The sequence below is a fragment of the Microtetraspora sp. AC03309 genome, assembly GCF_020826795.1.
Classification (GTDB): domain Bacteria; phylum Actinomycetota; class Actinomycetes; order Streptosporangiales; family Streptosporangiaceae; genus Microtetraspora; species Microtetraspora glauca.
In genome coordinates this window covers 34715-50412 of record NZ_JADDIL010000011.1, presented here as the reverse complement: position 1 = coordinate 50412, position 15698 = coordinate 34715, and the positions used below count along the sequence as shown (strand labels likewise).

Annotated in this window: 14 protein-coding genes; 6 read left to right on the top strand and 8 right to left on the bottom strand. The window is 70.0% G+C overall.

Going from position 1 to position 15698, the window contains the following annotated elements; translation table 11 throughout:
- Nucleotides 1-77: 77 nt before the first annotated feature.
- Nucleotides 78-1646 (bottom strand): MFS transporter, encoded by a 1569-nt coding sequence (locus IMZ11_RS08315; protein ID WP_228639229.1) that lies wholly within the window; start codon nucleotides 1644-1646, stop codon nucleotides 78-80.
- Nucleotides 1647-2006: 360 nt separating this feature from the next.
- On the opposite strand from IMZ11_RS08315, the gene IMZ11_RS08310 reads away from it, so the two are divergent.
- From IMZ11_RS08310 to IMZ11_RS08295, 4 genes are all read left to right on the top strand, one after another.
- Nucleotides 2007-2513 carry a hypothetical protein gene (locus IMZ11_RS08310; protein ID WP_228639227.1) on the top strand — a complete coding sequence of 169 codons (507 nt, stop codon included), beginning with the start codon at nucleotides 2007-2009 and terminating at the stop codon, nucleotides 2511-2513.
- A 111-nt stretch (nucleotides 2514-2624) separates the two neighbouring features.
- Nucleotides 2625-3800 carry a cytochrome P450 gene (locus IMZ11_RS08305; protein ID WP_228639225.1) on the top strand — a complete coding sequence of 392 codons (1176 nt, stop codon included), beginning with the start codon at nucleotides 2625-2627 and terminating at the stop codon, nucleotides 3798-3800.
- Nucleotides 3801-3927: 127 nt separating this feature from the next.
- A complete protein-coding gene (locus IMZ11_RS08300) occupies nucleotides 3928-4524 on the top strand; it encodes a CBS domain-containing protein (RefSeq protein WP_228639366.1) in 597 nt (198 codons plus the stop codon).
- Nucleotides 4525-4655: 131 nt separating this feature from the next.
- Nucleotides 4656-4934, top strand: a complete 279-nt coding sequence (locus IMZ11_RS08295) for a dsRBD fold-containing protein (RefSeq protein ID WP_061261115.1) — start codon at nucleotides 4656-4658, stop codon at nucleotides 4932-4934.
- A gap of 39 nt (nucleotides 4935-4973) precedes the next feature.
- Here IMZ11_RS08295 and IMZ11_RS08290 read toward each other — a convergent pair whose 3' ends face one another.
- From IMZ11_RS08290 to IMZ11_RS08280, 3 genes are all read right to left on the bottom strand, one after another.
- A complete protein-coding gene (locus IMZ11_RS08290; RefSeq protein WP_228639223.1) occupies nucleotides 4974-6611 on the bottom strand; it encodes an AMP-binding protein in 1638 nt (545 codons plus the stop codon).
- Between the two features lie 156 nt (nucleotides 6612-6767).
- On the bottom strand, nucleotides 6768-7475 hold the full coding sequence (locus IMZ11_RS08285; RefSeq protein ID WP_228639221.1) for a type 1 glutamine amidotransferase: 708 nt from the start codon (nucleotides 7473-7475) through the stop codon (nucleotides 6768-6770).
- A 212-nt stretch (nucleotides 7476-7687) separates the two neighbouring features.
- Nucleotides 7688-9247: a glycosyl hydrolase family 18 protein gene (locus IMZ11_RS08280; RefSeq protein WP_228639219.1), complete on the bottom strand. Its 1560-nt coding sequence runs from the start codon at nucleotides 9245-9247 to the stop codon at nucleotides 7688-7690.
- A 392-nt stretch (nucleotides 9248-9639) separates the two neighbouring features.
- On the opposite strand from IMZ11_RS08280, the gene IMZ11_RS08275 reads away from it, so the two are divergent.
- A complete protein-coding gene (locus IMZ11_RS08275; RefSeq protein WP_228639217.1) occupies nucleotides 9640-10176 on the top strand; it encodes a nuclear transport factor 2 family protein in 537 nt (178 codons plus the stop codon).
- Entirely contained in the window at nucleotides 10173-11033 is an 861-nt protein-coding gene (locus IMZ11_RS08270; protein WP_228639215.1) for a TIGR03619 family F420-dependent LLM class oxidoreductase, read from the top strand. Before IMZ11_RS08275 ends, IMZ11_RS08270 begins: the two co-directional genes overlap by 4 nt.
- Before the next feature lie 308 nt (nucleotides 11034-11341).
- Here IMZ11_RS08270 and IMZ11_RS08265 read toward each other — a convergent pair whose 3' ends face one another.
- From IMZ11_RS08265 to IMZ11_RS08250, 4 genes are all read right to left on the bottom strand, one after another.
- A complete protein-coding gene (locus IMZ11_RS08265) occupies nucleotides 11342-12094 on the bottom strand; it encodes an amino acid ABC transporter ATP-binding protein (RefSeq protein ID WP_228639364.1) in 753 nt (250 codons plus the stop codon).
- Between the two features lie 77 nt (nucleotides 12095-12171).
- On the bottom strand, nucleotides 12172-13080 hold the full coding sequence (locus IMZ11_RS08260; RefSeq protein WP_228639213.1) for an amino acid ABC transporter permease: 909 nt from the start codon (nucleotides 13078-13080) through the stop codon (nucleotides 12172-12174).
- A 2-nt stretch (nucleotides 13081-13082) separates the two neighbouring features.
- Entirely contained in the window at nucleotides 13083-14039 is a 957-nt protein-coding gene (locus IMZ11_RS08255; RefSeq protein ID WP_228639211.1) for an ABC transporter substrate-binding protein, read from the bottom strand.
- Between the two features lie 14 nt (nucleotides 14040-14053).
- A complete protein-coding gene (locus tag IMZ11_RS08250; protein WP_228639208.1) occupies nucleotides 14054-15610 on the bottom strand; it encodes an amidohydrolase in 1557 nt (518 codons plus the stop codon).
- Nucleotides 15611-15698 lie beyond the last annotated feature (88 nt).

The following is a 15698-nucleotide window of genomic DNA, read 5'->3' as shown; positions in this document are numbered from 1 at the left end:
GCCATCGTAGGCGCCCCGGCCAGCCGAGATGCGCGCCGGGGCCAGGCCCGGGGCCGGGGGCGGCCCCGGCCCCGCTCTCACGGCGCAGGTCGAGAGCCGACGGCGACGGGCGCCGTGACCGGCCGCGGGCGTCGCAGCAGGACCGCGGCGGCCAGAGCGGCGAGGACCAGCAGGACCGCCGAGATGGTCAGGCACTGGCGCAGGCCGTCGAGGAACGCCTCGGACACCGCGCCCAGGGCACGGCCGGTGTCCGCGCCCAGGGGCAGCCGGGCCACCGCGCCGAGCCCGCCCGCGTCGGCGGTTTCCAGGATGTGCCGTGCCCGCGCGCCGGTCAGGCCCGCGTCGGCGAGGTGGCCGGGCAGGGCGTCGATCGCCTTAACGGTCAGCAGAGCTCCCAGAACGGCCGGTCCCAACGCGCCACCGACCTGCCGGAAGGCGTTGTTGCCCGCGGCCGCCATGCCGGCCCGGTGCGGGGGCACCGCGGCGACGGCGGTGCTCGTGAGGCACGGGAAGGCGATGCCGAGGCCCAGTCCCAGCAGCGCGAGGCGCCAGGCCACCGACCAGAACGACGTGTCCGTGCCGATCGTGGTCAGGCACAGCAGCGCGCCCGCCGTGACCAGCAGGCCGGCCGTGATGAGCACCCGGGCCGACACGCGGCGCATCACGCGGCCCATCACGACGCCCAAGAGCATGGACACGACGTTGACCAGCACCATGCGGAGACCGGACTGGAAGGTGCTCAGCTGCTGCACCAGACCGAAGTACAGGCTCAGGACGAAGAAGAAGCCGATCAGCCCCAGGAAGCTGATCAGGGCGGCCAGCGTGGAGGCGGCGAAGGCCGGGCTGCGGAACAGCGACAGGTCCAGCATGGGAGAGGTGCTGCGCGTCTCCACCACCACGAACGCGGCGGCGCTCACCACGGCCACCGCCAGCGCCGCGACCGCCCGGGGATGAGAGAACGACTCGGCACCGCCCTCGATCACTCCGTAGATCAACGCCGTGATCGCCGCCGCGGCGGTGAACTGCCCAGGCCAGTCCAGCCGGCGTGTCCCGGGCGCTCGCGACTCGTCCAACAGCCGTGCGGCGACCGCCATGGTCAGCAGCGACACCGGCACCGGCAACAGGAAGATCCACCGCCACTCCACATGCTGGAGGATCACCCCGGCGATCAACGGGGGCACCGCCATGGCCGCCATCATGCAGGTCGTCCACAAACCGATGTATTTACCGCGCTCGCGCGGATCCGGCACCACGTGACTGATCAGCGCCAACGTCACCGGCAGCAGCGCCGCGGCCCCCGCACCGGCCAGCGCCTGCCCGACCCACACGACCTGGACCGAACGGGCACACAGCGCCACCACCGCGCCCGCCGCGCACAACGCCAAGCCCACCTGGTAGATCTTCTTGCGGCCGTGCACATCCGCGAACACCCCCGCGGTCAGGATCAACGCGGCAACCGGCAGTACGAAGGCGTCGGAGACCCACGACAGCTGCGCGGTGGACGCACCCAGCGCCCGCTGGATCGCCGGCAGGCTCACCGCGACGGTGACCACCGGCAGATAGGCGACGAAGACCCCCGCACAGGCCAGCGTGATCGTGATCCTCCTCCTGCGCGCGGCCCCCGTCCCCCCACTCGAAACGTTCAAGGAAACCCTCTCTTGCGGCGTGGCACGCCGAGGTCGGTTGTTACCGCGCCACCCTGCGCCGTGTCGCCGTCCTCGGGCCAGCCGGCACCCCCGACACCGCCGAAAACCGACATTGAGCCCCGATTCGCGGACGATTTCCGACACCGTTCGCGCGGCCGAAAACCCGAGGTCGAAAGCCCGGGGCCGAAAACCCGGCGTGGCCTACTGGCCATCTCGCTGCCGCCGAGATCGACGCGATTCGCCTGCGGGGGTGACGATTCGCTCCCCGCCTCGCCTTCCGACCGGGGGGATCTTGGCAGCGCCATGTGGAATGATTGCGGAGTTATGTCTGCGGCATTGCCCTTCCGCATCGTCCGGGCCATGGCGTTCGCCGTGGCGTGTGTCGGTCTGAGTGCGATGGCGCATGCTTTCGCCGGCGCCGCTCTCTCCCAGACGAGCGTGTTCGGCGGCCTCGGCATCTCCTTCGTCAGCGTGTTTCCCCTGACCGGGCGCGAACGCACGTTGCGGGTGATCCTTCCGTTCTTGGGATGCCTGCAACTGCTGCTCCACGTGATGTTCACTCTGGTGCACGCGTCGATGCCTGAGCCGGCCCAGGCACACGTTCATTCCGGGCTCATGCCGAGCGTGAGCATGCTGCTCATGCACGGGTGGGCGATCGGCATGACCGCGTTGTGCCTGGCACGCGGAGAGGCGGTGCTGTGGGCGCTGCTCGACATGCTGGACAGCAGTTTCGGCCGGCTGCTGCGCACCTCGGTTCGCACGCCGCCGGTACCGGCCGTGGGGTTCTCCCAAAGCTCCCCTCGGCCGCTGATCTCCGAGAATCTCCGACATTCGATCCGTCGGCGTGGTCCTCCGGACCCGCGGTAGCCACCCCTCTCACCGGAGGCGTGCGCGCCGCGTCGATCGCGCGCGTTCGTTCCCGGCTGCCGCGTGCCCGGCTCATCAGCCGTGCGATCACATGACGATAGGAACACCACCATGTCCGAAACCGAGTTCCCGCTCGTGCAGTTCCTGCGCGAGGGGATGAACCCGGTCGCCGAGCTCGCCCAGATCCGGGCCGAGCGTCCTGTGCACCCCCTGCCGATGCCCGACGGCTCGACGGTCTGGCTGGTCACCCGCTACGAGGACGTCCGCGCCGTCCTCGGGGACAGCACCCGGTTCAGCAACGACTTCGGCAACATCATCGCCGCCGGCTCCAACCAGGAGGACCCCGGCGGCCTCGGCTTCCGCGACCCGCCCGAGCACACCCGGCTCCGGCGGATGCTCACGCCCGAGTTCACCATGCGGCGGCTCCAGCGGCTGGAGCCCCGGATCGGCGCCATCGTCGAGCACCAGCTCGACGCCATGGAGAAAGAGGGGCCGGGGGCCGACCTGGTCCGCCACTTCGCGCTCCCCATCCCCTCGCTCGTGGTGTGCGAGCTGGTCGGCGTGCCGTACGAGGAGCAGGCGGACTTCCTGCGGCTGAGTACCGACAGGTTCGACTTCTCGGCGGGCCCCGAGGCGTCGCTGCAGGCCATCAACGACACGATGTCCTACCTCACCGACCTGGTCGCCAGAGAACGGCTCCGCCCCGGTGACGGGCTGCTGGGCGGGCTGATCCGCGAGCACGGCGACGAGATCAGCGACCGGGAACTCGCCAGCCTGGTCGACGGGCTCCTGACCGGCGGGCACGACACCAGCACCAGCATGCTCGCGCTCGGCGCGCTGTGGCTGCTCGACAATCCCGAGCACCTGGCGTTGGTCCGTGACCGGGACGACCACGTCGAGCAGGTGGTGGAGGAGCTGCTGCGCTACATGACCGTGGTCCAGGTCGCCTTCCCGCGGTTCGCGCGGGAAGACCTGGTCCTGGCGGGCCAGCCCATCGCCCGGGGCTCGATGGTCCTGTGCTCGCTGTCGGCGGCCAACCGCGACCCGGCCCTCGGTCCGGAGATGGACACCGCCGACCCGTCCCGGGACTTCCGGTCGCACCTGGCCTTCGGACACGGCATCCACCGCTGCGTCGGCGCCCCGCTGGCGCGGATGGAGCTGCGGATCGCCTATCCGGCTCTGGTGCGCCGGTTCCCCGGCCTGCGCCTGGCCGTACCGGCGGAGGACGTCGCCTTCCGGAAGATCGCGATCGTCTACGGCCTGGACGCGCTGCCCGTCACCTGGTGACCGGCGCGCTCTTCCCCGTGAACTGAGGCGGCGGGCCGAGCCGCTCCGGCGCTGGGCGGAGGCGAAGGACCTTCGCCCCTGGGGGAGGAGGACCGTCAGGGGTGGGATGGAGTAGGGGGTGGTCGCGATGCTCGTCCGGGAGATGATGACCGCGCCGGTGGTGACGCTGCCGCGGACGTGGAGCGTCAAACAGGCCATCCACCTGCTCTACGAGCAGGACATCACGGCGGCGCCGGTGGTCGACGGGAACGGCCGGATGGTCGGGATCGTCAGCGAGATGGACCTCCTGCGTGGAGAGTTCGAAGCGGACCCCAGGGCCTACCTCCGTCCCTCGGCCCCACCGGACTCGCCGCAGTCCGTGGGGGTCGAGGAGGTCATGACGCCGAACGTCAGGACCGTCAGGGAGGACGCCGACGTCCTGGAACTCGTGGATCTGATGATCTCGACCGGAGTGAAGAGCGTCCCGGTCGTACGCGGCGACGACGTCGTGGGCATCGCCAGCAGGCGCGACCTGATGGGGATGCTCGCCCACGGTGACGAGAGGATCCGCGACGACGTCCTCACGGCGCTGCGGGATTCGTTCGAGACGACGGAGTGGCGGGTGGCCGTACACGACGGAGTCGTCGAACTGCACGGCGGTGACCTGGACGACAGGTCGGCACGGATCGCCGAGGTCATCGCCCGCACGGTGCCGGGAGTGGCCGACGTCGTGCTCACTTCGTGAGGAGCGCTCACGAGGTCGGTCCGGGGGCGGCTCGCTCCCGGACCCCGTCCTCGGCCGGGACGCTCTCGGCCGAGGACGGACGAGGCGCCTCTCACCAGGGAGGAGAACGCCTCCCGCCAAGGAGGACAACGATGACCGACAAGCGCTGGAACGTCACCGTCGACATCACCGAGCACGGCGACGACACCTACGCACAGGCCGCGCTGGCCGTCGTGGACGGCGTCAGCGTCTCAGGCACGGGCCATGCCCGCCGCAGTCCGGACGACCAGTCGGTCCCGGAGATCGGCGACGAACTGGCCGCCGCCCGTGCCCTGGCCAGGCTCAGCCATTCCCTTTATCAGGCCGCCGTCAGAGAGATGATCTCCCGCCAGGCGGGAATCGAGGAGACGGCCGATCTCGACCTGTGGTGAGACTCTCCACGGAGGAATCCGGTGCCGCGAACCGACCGCTCACGCGTGCCGGACGCGGGCCGCGTCGTGCAGGCCGAGGATGTCGAGGGCGCTTTCCCGCATCTCCACCTTGCGGATCTTTCCCGTGACCGTCATGGGGAACGCGTCCACCACGTGGACGTAACGGGGGATCTTGTAGTGCGCGAGGCGCCCGGCGCAGAACTCCTTGATCCGCTCGGTCGTGAGCGGCTCGGCCCCCGGCCGCATGATGATCCAGGCCATGAGCTCCTCGCCGTACTTCTGGTCGGGCACGCCGATCACCTGGACGTCGGCGACGTCGGGGTGGGTGTAGAGGAACTCCTCGATCTCGCGCGGGTAGACGTTCTCGCCGCCGCGGATCACCATGTCCTTGATCCGGCCCACGATGGTGACGTAGCCCTCGGCATCCATGATCGCCAGATCGCCGGTGTGCATCCAGCGGGCGGCGTCGATCGCCTCGGCGGTGGCGTCCGGCTGCGCCCAGTACCCGAGCATGACCGAGTAGCCACGGGTGCACAGCTCCCCGGCTTCGCCGTGGGGCACCGGCAGGCCCGACGCGGGGTCGACGATCTTGACCTCGATGTGCGGCATCGCCCGCCCGACCGTCTCGGTACGGCGGGCGAGCCCGTCGTCCCGGCGCGTCATCGTCGACACGGGGGAGGTCTCCGTCATGCCGTAGCAGATCGCCACCTCGCTCATGTTCATCTCGGAGACGACGCGCTTCATCACCTCGACCGGACAGGGCGAACCGGCCATGATCCCGGTACGAAGGCTGGACAGGTCGAAGGAGGCGAAGTCCGGATGGCCGAGTTCGGCGATGAACATGGTGGGCACGCCGTACAGGGAGGTGCAGCGCTCCCGCTCGACGGCGCGCAGCGTGAGCTCGGGGTCGAAGCCGGGCGCGGGAAGCACGATACACGAGCCGTGGGAGGTCACGCCCAGGTTGCCCATGACCATCCCGAAGCAGTGGTACAGCGGAACCGGCAGGCAGACCCGGTCGGCCTCGGTGTAGCCGACTGACTCGGCCACGAAGTAGCCGTTGTTCAGGATGTTGTGATGCGACAGCGTGGCGCCCTTGGGGAAGCCCGTGGTGCCCGAGGTGTACTGGATGTTGATCGGGTCGTCGAAGGTCAGCGTCGCCGCCCGTTCCCGCAGCGCCGTCGGATTGCTCCGCCTGCCGTTCTCGACGAGTTCGTCCCATCCGCGCTCGCCGATGAACACGACGTCCGTGAACCCGATCTCGGCGATCATCGCCCGGTAGTCGCTGGTCCGGTGCGCGACCGCGCTGATCAGCAGCCGCATGCCGGACTGTCTCACCACATAGGCCAGTTCGTGGCCGCGGTAGGCGGGGTTGACGTTGACGAGGATGGCGCCGATCTTCGCGGTGGCGTACTGGACGAGCACCCACTCGGCGCAGTTGGGCGCCCAGATGCCGACCCGGTCGCCCTTGCCGACGCCGCCGGCCATCAGTCCGAGCGCGACCTCGTTCACCGCGGCGTCGAGCTCGGCGTAGGTCCAGCGGCGCCCGGTCGCCACCTCCACCAGGGCTTCGCGATCAGCGAAGCGCGCGACCGTGCGTTCGAGATTCGCCCCGATCGTCTCTCCGAGCAGGGGGACATCGGAGGTGCCGCAGGAGTACGAGAGAGGTAAGTCGCCCATGAACGAAGCATCCGCCCCAACGCGGTGTGCCACCAGAGCGTGTCGACAAATAATCACGCCGGCAGTCGGTCGTCCGTGGTGAGACCTGGAACGTGGTCGACCGCACCGCCGGCGCGACCTGGTCGAACGCTGCCACGCCGAATCATCAGTCACGCTCTATGGACGGCTCTCCTTGACCACGGTGGCGAAACGGGAGGCCACCTCACTCCAGGCGGCCCGCGAGAGCGGGTCGTCGGTCACGGCGGCGGAGTACAGCTCGTCGACGTCAAGACCTCGCCGGCGGGCGTATTCGCCGTCCCACCGCTGGATGCGTTCCGGCCCCACCTCGGGGTGAAACTGCACGCCCCAGGCGCGGTCGCCCAGCCGGAAGGCCTGGTAGGGGCAGCGTTCGGTCTCGGCCAGCCAGACCGCGCCCGGCGGTAGGGCCGTGATGGCGTCGATGTGGTTCTCGATCGCCGGGACAGCGGCGGGCAGCCCGCCGAAGAGCACGTCGTCCGCCGCCTCGGCCCTCAGGGTGATGGACGTGCTGCCGTGCTCGGGCGCCCCGGCGTCGCCCTGGACCTTCCCGCCGCCGACCGAGGCCAGCATCTGCCCGCCGAGGCAGATGCCGAAGAACGGCACCGACCGGGTGAGGGCCTGCTCGACGAGGGCGCGGGTGGCCGGCAGCCAGGGCGCCTTGTCGTCGTCGTCCGGCAGGTAACCGCCGCCGAGCACGATCAGGCCGTCGTGCTCCAGCCGCGACGGGGGAAGCGACCCGTCGAAGGCGGTGACCACGTCGACGGCGACCCCGGCGGCCTCCAGCCATTCCCCGAACCGCCCAGGCCGCCCGTTCGTCTCGTTCTGTACGGCAAGCACACGCGACATTTCCGGCATGAGGCCCGACTCTATCGCCCCGCCGACAGGCGCACCCGCGATTTGTTCGTGCCGCCACAAGCGCGGGGTTCGACGCACCGCGCGCGTGGTTCGGCAACCCTGCGCCACCGTCGCGGCGGTGCGCGTGGGCGTCGAGCCGGCCGTACGGCGCGAGGTCGGGTGAAGGCCGCCCCCGATCGCTCGGGGGCGGCCATCGCGTACGGTCAGCGCCCCTGCAGGCTCCTGACGTTGTCGCCGAAGGTCCAGCCCTTCGACCCGTCCCAGTTGATGGACCAGGTCATCAGACCCTTGAGGCCGCCGCTGAAGCTGTTCCAGCTCTGGCTCACCAGGGAGGGCGCCATGTAGCCGCCCCCGGCCCCGGACTGGGCGGGCAGGCCGGGGACCTGCTTGTCGTAGGGGACCTTGATCGTGGTGCCCTGGATGACCAGGCCGTTGTTCAGGCAGGTGGTCTGGGCGGTGAAGCCCTGCACCGTCCCGGCGGAGTAGGAGTCGCCGGAGCAGCCGTACATGCTTCCGTTGTAGTACTGCATGTTCAGCCACCACAGGCGGCCGTTGTCGGCGTACTTCTTGATGATCGGCAGGTACGCGCCCCAGATCGAGCCGTAGGTGACGCTGCCGCCGGTGACGTACGCCGTCTCCGGGGCCATGGTCAGGCCGAAGCCCGCGGGCATCTGGGCGAGCACGCCGTCGATGATGCGGATGAGGTTGGCCTGGGAGGCGGACAGCTGGTTGATGTTGCCGCTGCCGCTGAGGCCGGTCTCGATGTCGATGTCGATGCCGTCGAAGTTGTACCTCTTGAGGATCGGCACGACGGTCGCGACGAAGCGGTCGGCGACGGTGCTGGAGCTGAGATCGATGCCGGCGGTCGCTCCGCCGATGGACATCAGGATCGTGGCGCCGGCGGCCTTGGCCTGGCACATCTCGGCCGGTGTGGCGACCTTCACGGTGGAGTCCATGCCGTCTTCCCACAGGACGGTGCCGTCGGAGCGGATGACCGGGAACGCCGCGTTGATCACGTTGTAGCCGTGGGCCTGGATGCGGGGGTCGGTGATCGGAATCCAGCCGAGCGGCGGGTGCACGCCGTTCGACGCGCCGTCCCAGTTCTCCCAGTATCCCTGGATGACCTTGCCCGCCGGTCGGGACTTCACCGCGCACGTCGTGTCCGTCGGCGAGGCCGAGGGAGAGGCGGACGGCGAGGGCGACGCCGACGGGGACGCCGAGGGAGAGGGGGACGCCGACGGCGAAGGGGAGGCCGAGGCCGAGGGCGACGGCGAGGCTCCCGGACCGTCGAAGCTCACGTCGTCGGCGTAGTAGGTGCCCTGGCCGTACCAGCCGTGCAGGTAGATCACGGCGGTGGTCTGGGCGGCCGCGGTGGTGAAGGAAACGGTGAGCTGTGTGTACGCCGTCGCCGACGGGGTCCAGGTGGATCCGCCGCCGTTCACGCCGAGGTAGACGTAGTTGCCGCGGACCCAGGCGCTCAGGGTGTAGGCCGTGCTCGGCCGCACGGTCACGGTCTGGCTGCATTGGGCGGTGTCGGAGGCGCTCGCCGCGCCGGCGAGCGCCTTCGTGCCGGAGCGGACCGGCGAGCCGACCACCGACCCCAGCCCGCCGGTGCAGGACCAGGGCGCGAGGGTTCCGGTCTCGAAGCCCGCGTTCTCGAGCAGGTTGGCCGCGTTGGCCGGCATCTGGGTGATGAGCGCTCCCATGGCCGCCAGCAGTAGCGATACTGCCAGCGTCAGCAGGCGCGATGTTCGGTTTCGCATGACGGTCTCCCGAACCAGGAGTGATCGGCGCTTCCGCGCCGATCGAGGGGGGTGGGTACGGGTGATGGTCCGCCGGTGACATCGCCGGCGGACTTCCTTGCCAGTGAGCCGGATGAGTGCACGGATCCGCGTGGGTACATGGTCGGGATCGGCGGCGCCATCTGTCAAGTTTCTTAACAAATAACTCTCTCGCCAGCGAGAACGCCGCGTCGATCGGCGAAGCTCCCGAGCCCCTGTGGGGCAGCGCGGCGGTCGGCACCTGGAACGCGCCGGGCTCTTCGCCGTTCCATGACGACCGTTCCCCGGCCGCTTCCGATCAACGGGACTCCGCCGCCGATACCCGGCGAGGCTCCCTAACCTGCGCAGAAGAACAACGGACCGAAAGGGAAACCGTGGCGCGGCAGCGTTCGGAGTGGTCGGATCGGCAGGAGATCCACGAGGTCGTCCTGCGGTACTGCCGGGGCGTCGACCGGCTCGACATGGATCTGGTGCGCTCGGCGTACCACCCCGACGCGATCGACCACCACACCGGTTTCACGGGGCCTGTCGAGGAGTACCTCGCCTGGGTCGAACCCAAGCTCCGGGCCCGCGCCCGGACCGGCGGGACCATGCACATCCTGGGTAACCACCTGGTCGAACTGTACGGAGACGCGGCGGTCTCGGAGACGTACGGCACTTCCGTCCATTGGGGCGAGCCGGCCGACAGCGCCCGCGCCAACTTCACCAGCGGGGTGCGCTTCGTCGATCACATGAACTACCGGGACGGCCGGTGGGCCATCTCCGAGCGCTGGGCGGTCCGCGAGTGGACCAGATCCGAGGTCGGCCGCTTCATGGCCAAGGAGGGCGACGGGCCCTCGGGACGGCATGACGACCAGGACCCTCTCATCCAGCTTCGACAGCGCATCACCTCTGGGAAGGCGGACTCATGAAAGTCGGTATCAGTTCCCCCATCCTCGCCCTCTCCGGCAACCGCCCCGCATGGGAGGAGCACGCCGGGGTTCCCGAACTGCTCCAGGTCGCCAAGACCGCCGACCGCCTCGGGTTCGACTTCATGACCTGCCCTGACCACGTCGCCGTGCCGCAGGGCGTCCCCCAACGCGAGCGCTTCTACGACCCGCTCGCGACGTTCTCGTTCCTCGCGGGGCATACCGAACGGCTGCGCTTCCTGCCGTACGTGCTGGTCCTGCCCTTCTACCACCCGCTTGAGCTGGCCAAGCGCTTCGGAACCCTCGACTACCTCAGCGGCGGCCGGCTGATCCTCGGCCTGGGCGTGGGCAGCCTGCGCGCCGAGTTCGACTTGCTGGGCAAGCCCTTCGAAGACCGCGGAGCCCGCGCCGACGACGCTCTACGTGCCCTGCGCGCGTGCCTGTCCACCCGCATCGCGTCCTACGACGGCCCGTACTTCTCGTTCAAGGAGGTGGTGATCGACCCGCACGCCGTCCAGGACAAGGTCCCGCTGTGGGTCGGCGGCCACAGCATGCGCGCCCTGCGCCGCGCGACCAGCCTCGCTGACGGCTGGGCCCCCGCCCCCCAGGCGTTCCACGGCCCGTCGCCGGAGAAGCTGCGCCAGATGCTCGATTCCGTGGAACTCCCCCCGGACTTCGACGTGGTCTTCACCCCCAGCCGGCGCGTCGACGCCCTGAACGCCCCCGACAGGGTCGCCGAACTCCTCGAGACCGCCGCCGGCGCGGGAGGCACCCGCATCAACCTCACCGTGAAGCACGAGTCGCTCGCCCATTATCTGGAGCAGCTCGAAGCCTTCGCCGAACTCGCGTTCTCCGCGTAGGGGGCGCGGCCCGGATCACGGGACGGCAACCCGACCCGCCTCGTGCACTCCTCCGCCATCGCGGGTTCCTCGCCCGCCAACGCAGGAGACCAGCACAACGAACCCTGAACCACCCACCGGGGCTTGCCTGAGCCGTGCGCCGCGACGAGTGGCACGCACGGCTCTGAGGGGGCCGGGGCGCAGTAAGGCGTCCCGGCCCCCTCAGAGTTCCGGGCCTTCTCCACGTGTTGCCGTGTTTTGCCGCGTGTTGCCGCGTGTCGCCACGCTTGCCGCGTCGTGATGCGCTCGGTGTCGTCGGCACCGGTCACCTAGGGTTCCTGGCGCTCCTTCGAGCCGAGCACGCTGGACAGGAACGCCCGGGTCCGTTCGTGGGCCGGAGCGGCCAGGAGTTCGCCGGGCCGGCCCCGCTCGACGACCACGCCGTCGGCGAAGAAGGTCAGCCAGTCGCCGACCTCCCTGGCGAAGGCGATCTCGTGGGTCACCACGACCATCGTCATCCCATCGGCGGCCAGGCCCTTCATGACCTCCAGAACCTCGTCGACCAGCTCCGGGTCCAGCGCGGAGGTCGGCTCGTCGAACAGCATCAGCGCCGGGTTCATCGCCAGCGCCCTGGCGATGGCCACCCGCTGCTGCTGGCCGCCGGAGAGCTGGTGGGGCCGCTTGTGCGCGTGGTCGGCCAGGCCCACCCGCTCCAGATGCTCCATCGCCAGCACCCGCGCCCGATCCGTCGGGGTGCCCAGCACGTGGACGGGGCCGCAGGCGACGTTCTCCAGCGCGCTCTGGTGGGCGAAGAGGTTGAAGCGCTGGAACACCATGCCGATGTTCCTGCGGAAGGAGGCGAACTCCTTGGGCGTCCATGGGTGGTATCTGCCGTCGCGCAGCGTGTGGCCCACCTCCTCGCCGAGCACCCGCAGGCTGCCGCCGAGCACCGGCTCCAGGCCGTTGAGGCAACGCAGGAACGTGGACTTGCCCGAGCCCGACGGGCCGATGACGCAGCTCACCTCGCCGGCGGCCACGGTGAAGTCCACGCCGTTGAGCACCTGCACGTCGCCGTAGCTCATCCGGACGCCCGACGCCCGCACGACCGGGTCCGGAACGGAATCCACGACCGGGTCCGCACCGGGGTTCGCGGCGGGCTTCACGCGGCCACCTTCGGCAGAATCCTGGCCGCCAGGCCGCCCCCGCGCACCAGCCGTACGGCGTCGGAGCCGAAGCGGCGCTCCAGCCGGCCCTGCAGGAAGGTCGCCACGGCGGTCATGAGCATGTACCAGAGGCTCGCCACGATCAGCAGCTCCATGATCAGGTTGTTCGCCTTGTATATCTGGCTGGCGTTGGTCATCAGGTCGTGCCCGGCGACCACGTAGACCAGCGAGGTGGTCTTCAGCATGGAGATGAACTCGTTGCCGGTCGGCGGGATGATGATGCGCAGCGCCTGCGGCAGCACGATGACCCGCATCCGCTTGGCCGGCGTCATGCCCAGCGCGTACGCCGCCTCGGTCTGGCCGCGGTCGACGGCCTGGATCCCGGCGCGCACGGTCTCGGCGAAGTAGGCGGCCAGGTTCAGCCCCAGCCCGAGCATGGCCGAGGTGAAGCCGGTCATCACCTGGTTGGTGTCCCACTTGAGGCCGATCATGGTGAACGGGATCTTGAGCACCAGCTCGGGGAACAGGAACGCCAGGTTGTACCAGAAGATGAGCTGCACCAGCACCGGCGTGCCGCGGAAGAACCAGATGTAGAACGTGGCCAGCCCGCTCAGCACCGGGTTGTGCGCCAGCCGCATGATCGCGACCAGTACGCCCAGGACCAGCCCGATGGCCGTGGCCAGCACCGAGATCTCGATGGTGACCCAGACGCCGCTCAGGATTCGCTCGTTGAACAGGTACCCGGCGACCTTGCCCCAGTCCAGGTTCGGGTTGGCCACGATGAGGTAGGCCAGCCGGGCCGCGACCGCCAGCGCGACCGCCGCGGCCAGCCAGCGGCCCCAGTGCCAGGTCCGCGCGACGGGGATCGGACTGCCCGACGCGTCGGTGATCGGTTCGGTCCGCACGGTCACTTACCGCCGTTGACCACAGCGGACTGGACGGCCAGCTTGTCGAGGTTCCACGCCGCGAGCAGCTTGCCGTACTCGCCGCTCTGGATGAGCGCGTCCAGCGCGCCCTTGACGGACTCGATGAGCTCCTTGTTGTCCGGCTTCATCCCGATGCCCCACGGGCTCTCGGTGCCTTCGAGGGCGATCGCCTCCATGGCGAGCTTGGGATCGGCGGACTTGTAGGCGGCCACCACGTAGTCGGTGACGGTGGCCTGCGCCCGACCATTGCTCACCTGGAGCATGGCCTCCGTGTCGCCGGGGAACTTCAGGACGTTCACCGCGGCCTTGCCGTCCTTCTTGCAGTCGGCGTCGTAGCTCTCGGCCAGCTCCATGGAGGAGCCGTTGTCGACGACGGAGACCGTCTTGCCGCACAGGTCCTTCGGCCCGGTGATGCCGGCCGCGTTGCCCGCCTTGACCAGCATCCCCGCGCCAGCCTGCACGTAGTCGACGAACGTGACCTGGCCCTGCCGCTCCGGGTTGTCGGTCATCGAGGAGATGACGAAGTCGTAGCGGCCGGTCAGCACGCCGGGGATCTGCGAGTTGAACTCCTCGTCGGTGATGGTCACCTTGACGCCGAGCTTCCTGGCGATGGCCCGGGCCAGGGCGGGGTCGAAACCGATCGGCGTCTTGCCGTCGGTGGCGAACAGTTCCATCGGCGGGTAGCCGATGGAGGAGACGACCTTCAGCCCGCCGGACTTGAGGCTCGCCGGCGCCTTGGCCGCGAGGTCCTTGTCCGGGGTGATGGCGTTGATGACGTCGGCCGCCTTCTCCTCGGTGGGAGCCTGGTCGAGGACGACGGCCGGGGCCGTGGCGGACGCGCCGGACGCGCCGTCGTCGTCCAGGGACTGGGCGCCGCAGGCAGCGGTGGCAGCGAGCAGCGCGCCGACGGCGAGCGTGGTGAGGATCCGGGTGTTCAACGGGGGGTGCTCCTTCAGATTCGCTGCCAGCGGACTTCGCCGCCGACGACGGTGGTCATGACGTTGGTGCGCAGTACCGCGTCAGGCGACTCCCGGTAGGGGTCGGTGTCCACCGCGATGAAGTCGGCGAGCTTGCCGGGAGCGAGGACACCCTTGCGGTCGTCCTCGCCCGCGGCGTACGCGGCGCCCAGGGTGTGGGCGGTGATGGCCTCGGCCATGCTCAACCGCTGTTCAGGCTGCCAGCCACCGGCGGGGGTGCCGTCGGTGCGGGTACGGGTCACCGCGGCGTACAGCGCGGCGAAGGGGTTGGGGTGCTCGACCGGGGCGTCGGAGCCGAAGGCCAGCGCGACGCCGACGTTCAGCATCCCGCGCCAGGCGTAGGACGCCAGCTCGTGCCCGGAGAGCAGGGAGTCGACCAGGTCGATGTCGCTGGTGCAGTGCACGGGCTGCATCGAGGCGACGATGCCCAGACGCGCCATCCTGGCCAGGTCGACGGGCCGCAGGTGCTGGGCGTGCTCGATGCGGTGGCGCAGCCCCGCCGTACGGCCGACGGCCTCGTAGGCGTCGATGACCAGGTGGGCCGCCCGGTCGCCGATGGCGTGCGTGGCCACCGCGATGCCGGCCCCCGAGGCCCTGGCGAACAGCCTGACCAGGTCCTCGTACGGTGTGACCGCGATGCCCACGTTGCCCTGCTCGCCGGCGAAGGACTCGCTCATGTGGCAGGTGTGCGAGCCCAGCGCGCCGTCACTGAAGATCTTCACAGGGCCGGTACGGACCCAGTCGTCGCCCTGGCCGGTACGGCGGCCCTCGGCGATGGCGGCCTCCAGGTGGATCATCGGGATCGACTTGTGCACGCGCAGCTTCAGCTCGCCGGCGTCGCGCAGCTCCAGGTAGGCGGCGCGGCAGTCCTCACCGTCGATGTCGTGCACGCTGGTCAGGCCGAGCGCGAGCAGGTCCTCCTGCGCGGCGCGGAGCAGGTCACGCAGGTCGGGGGAGACCATCAGCCCGCGCAGCGGGTAGGAGGCCGACTCGCGCAGGATGCCGGTGGGCTCCCCGTCCGCGTCCCTGACGATCTCGCCGCCCACGGGGTCGGGGGTGCTCGCGTCGATGCCGGCCAGCCGCAGCGCCGCGGAGTTGGCCCATACCGTGTGGCCGTCCACGCTGGGCAGCGCGACCGGGAGTTCGGGGCAGACCGAGTCGAGCGCGTACCGGTCCGGCTGCGCCGGCGGGTCCCAGGTGTTGCTGTTCCACCGGCCGCCGAACAGCCAGGCGCCCGGTCGCAGCCGCGCCGCGTGCGCGGCCACCTTGGCCAGCGCGTCGTCCAGGGAGCGCACGTCGCGCAGGTCCACCGCGTCCAGGCTCTGGGCGTACTGCGCGGTGTGGATGTGGGCGTCGTAGAGCCCGGGGATCACCGCCGCGCCCTCCAGGTCGATCAGCTCGGCTCCCGCGCCCGCGGCCTCGCGTACCTCCGCCTCTCCGCCGACGGCCAGCAGCAGCTCGCCGTCCACGGCCATGGCCTGGGCAGGCGGGGTGCCGCTGTCTCCTGTGTAGATGGCGGCGTTTCGGTACACGCGGATGCTCAATGTGACTCTCAAGGGCTCTCGAGTAACGGTGGCCATCACTGTAGAAGTGGCGAAAAGAAGTCGGAAGCGCTATAAA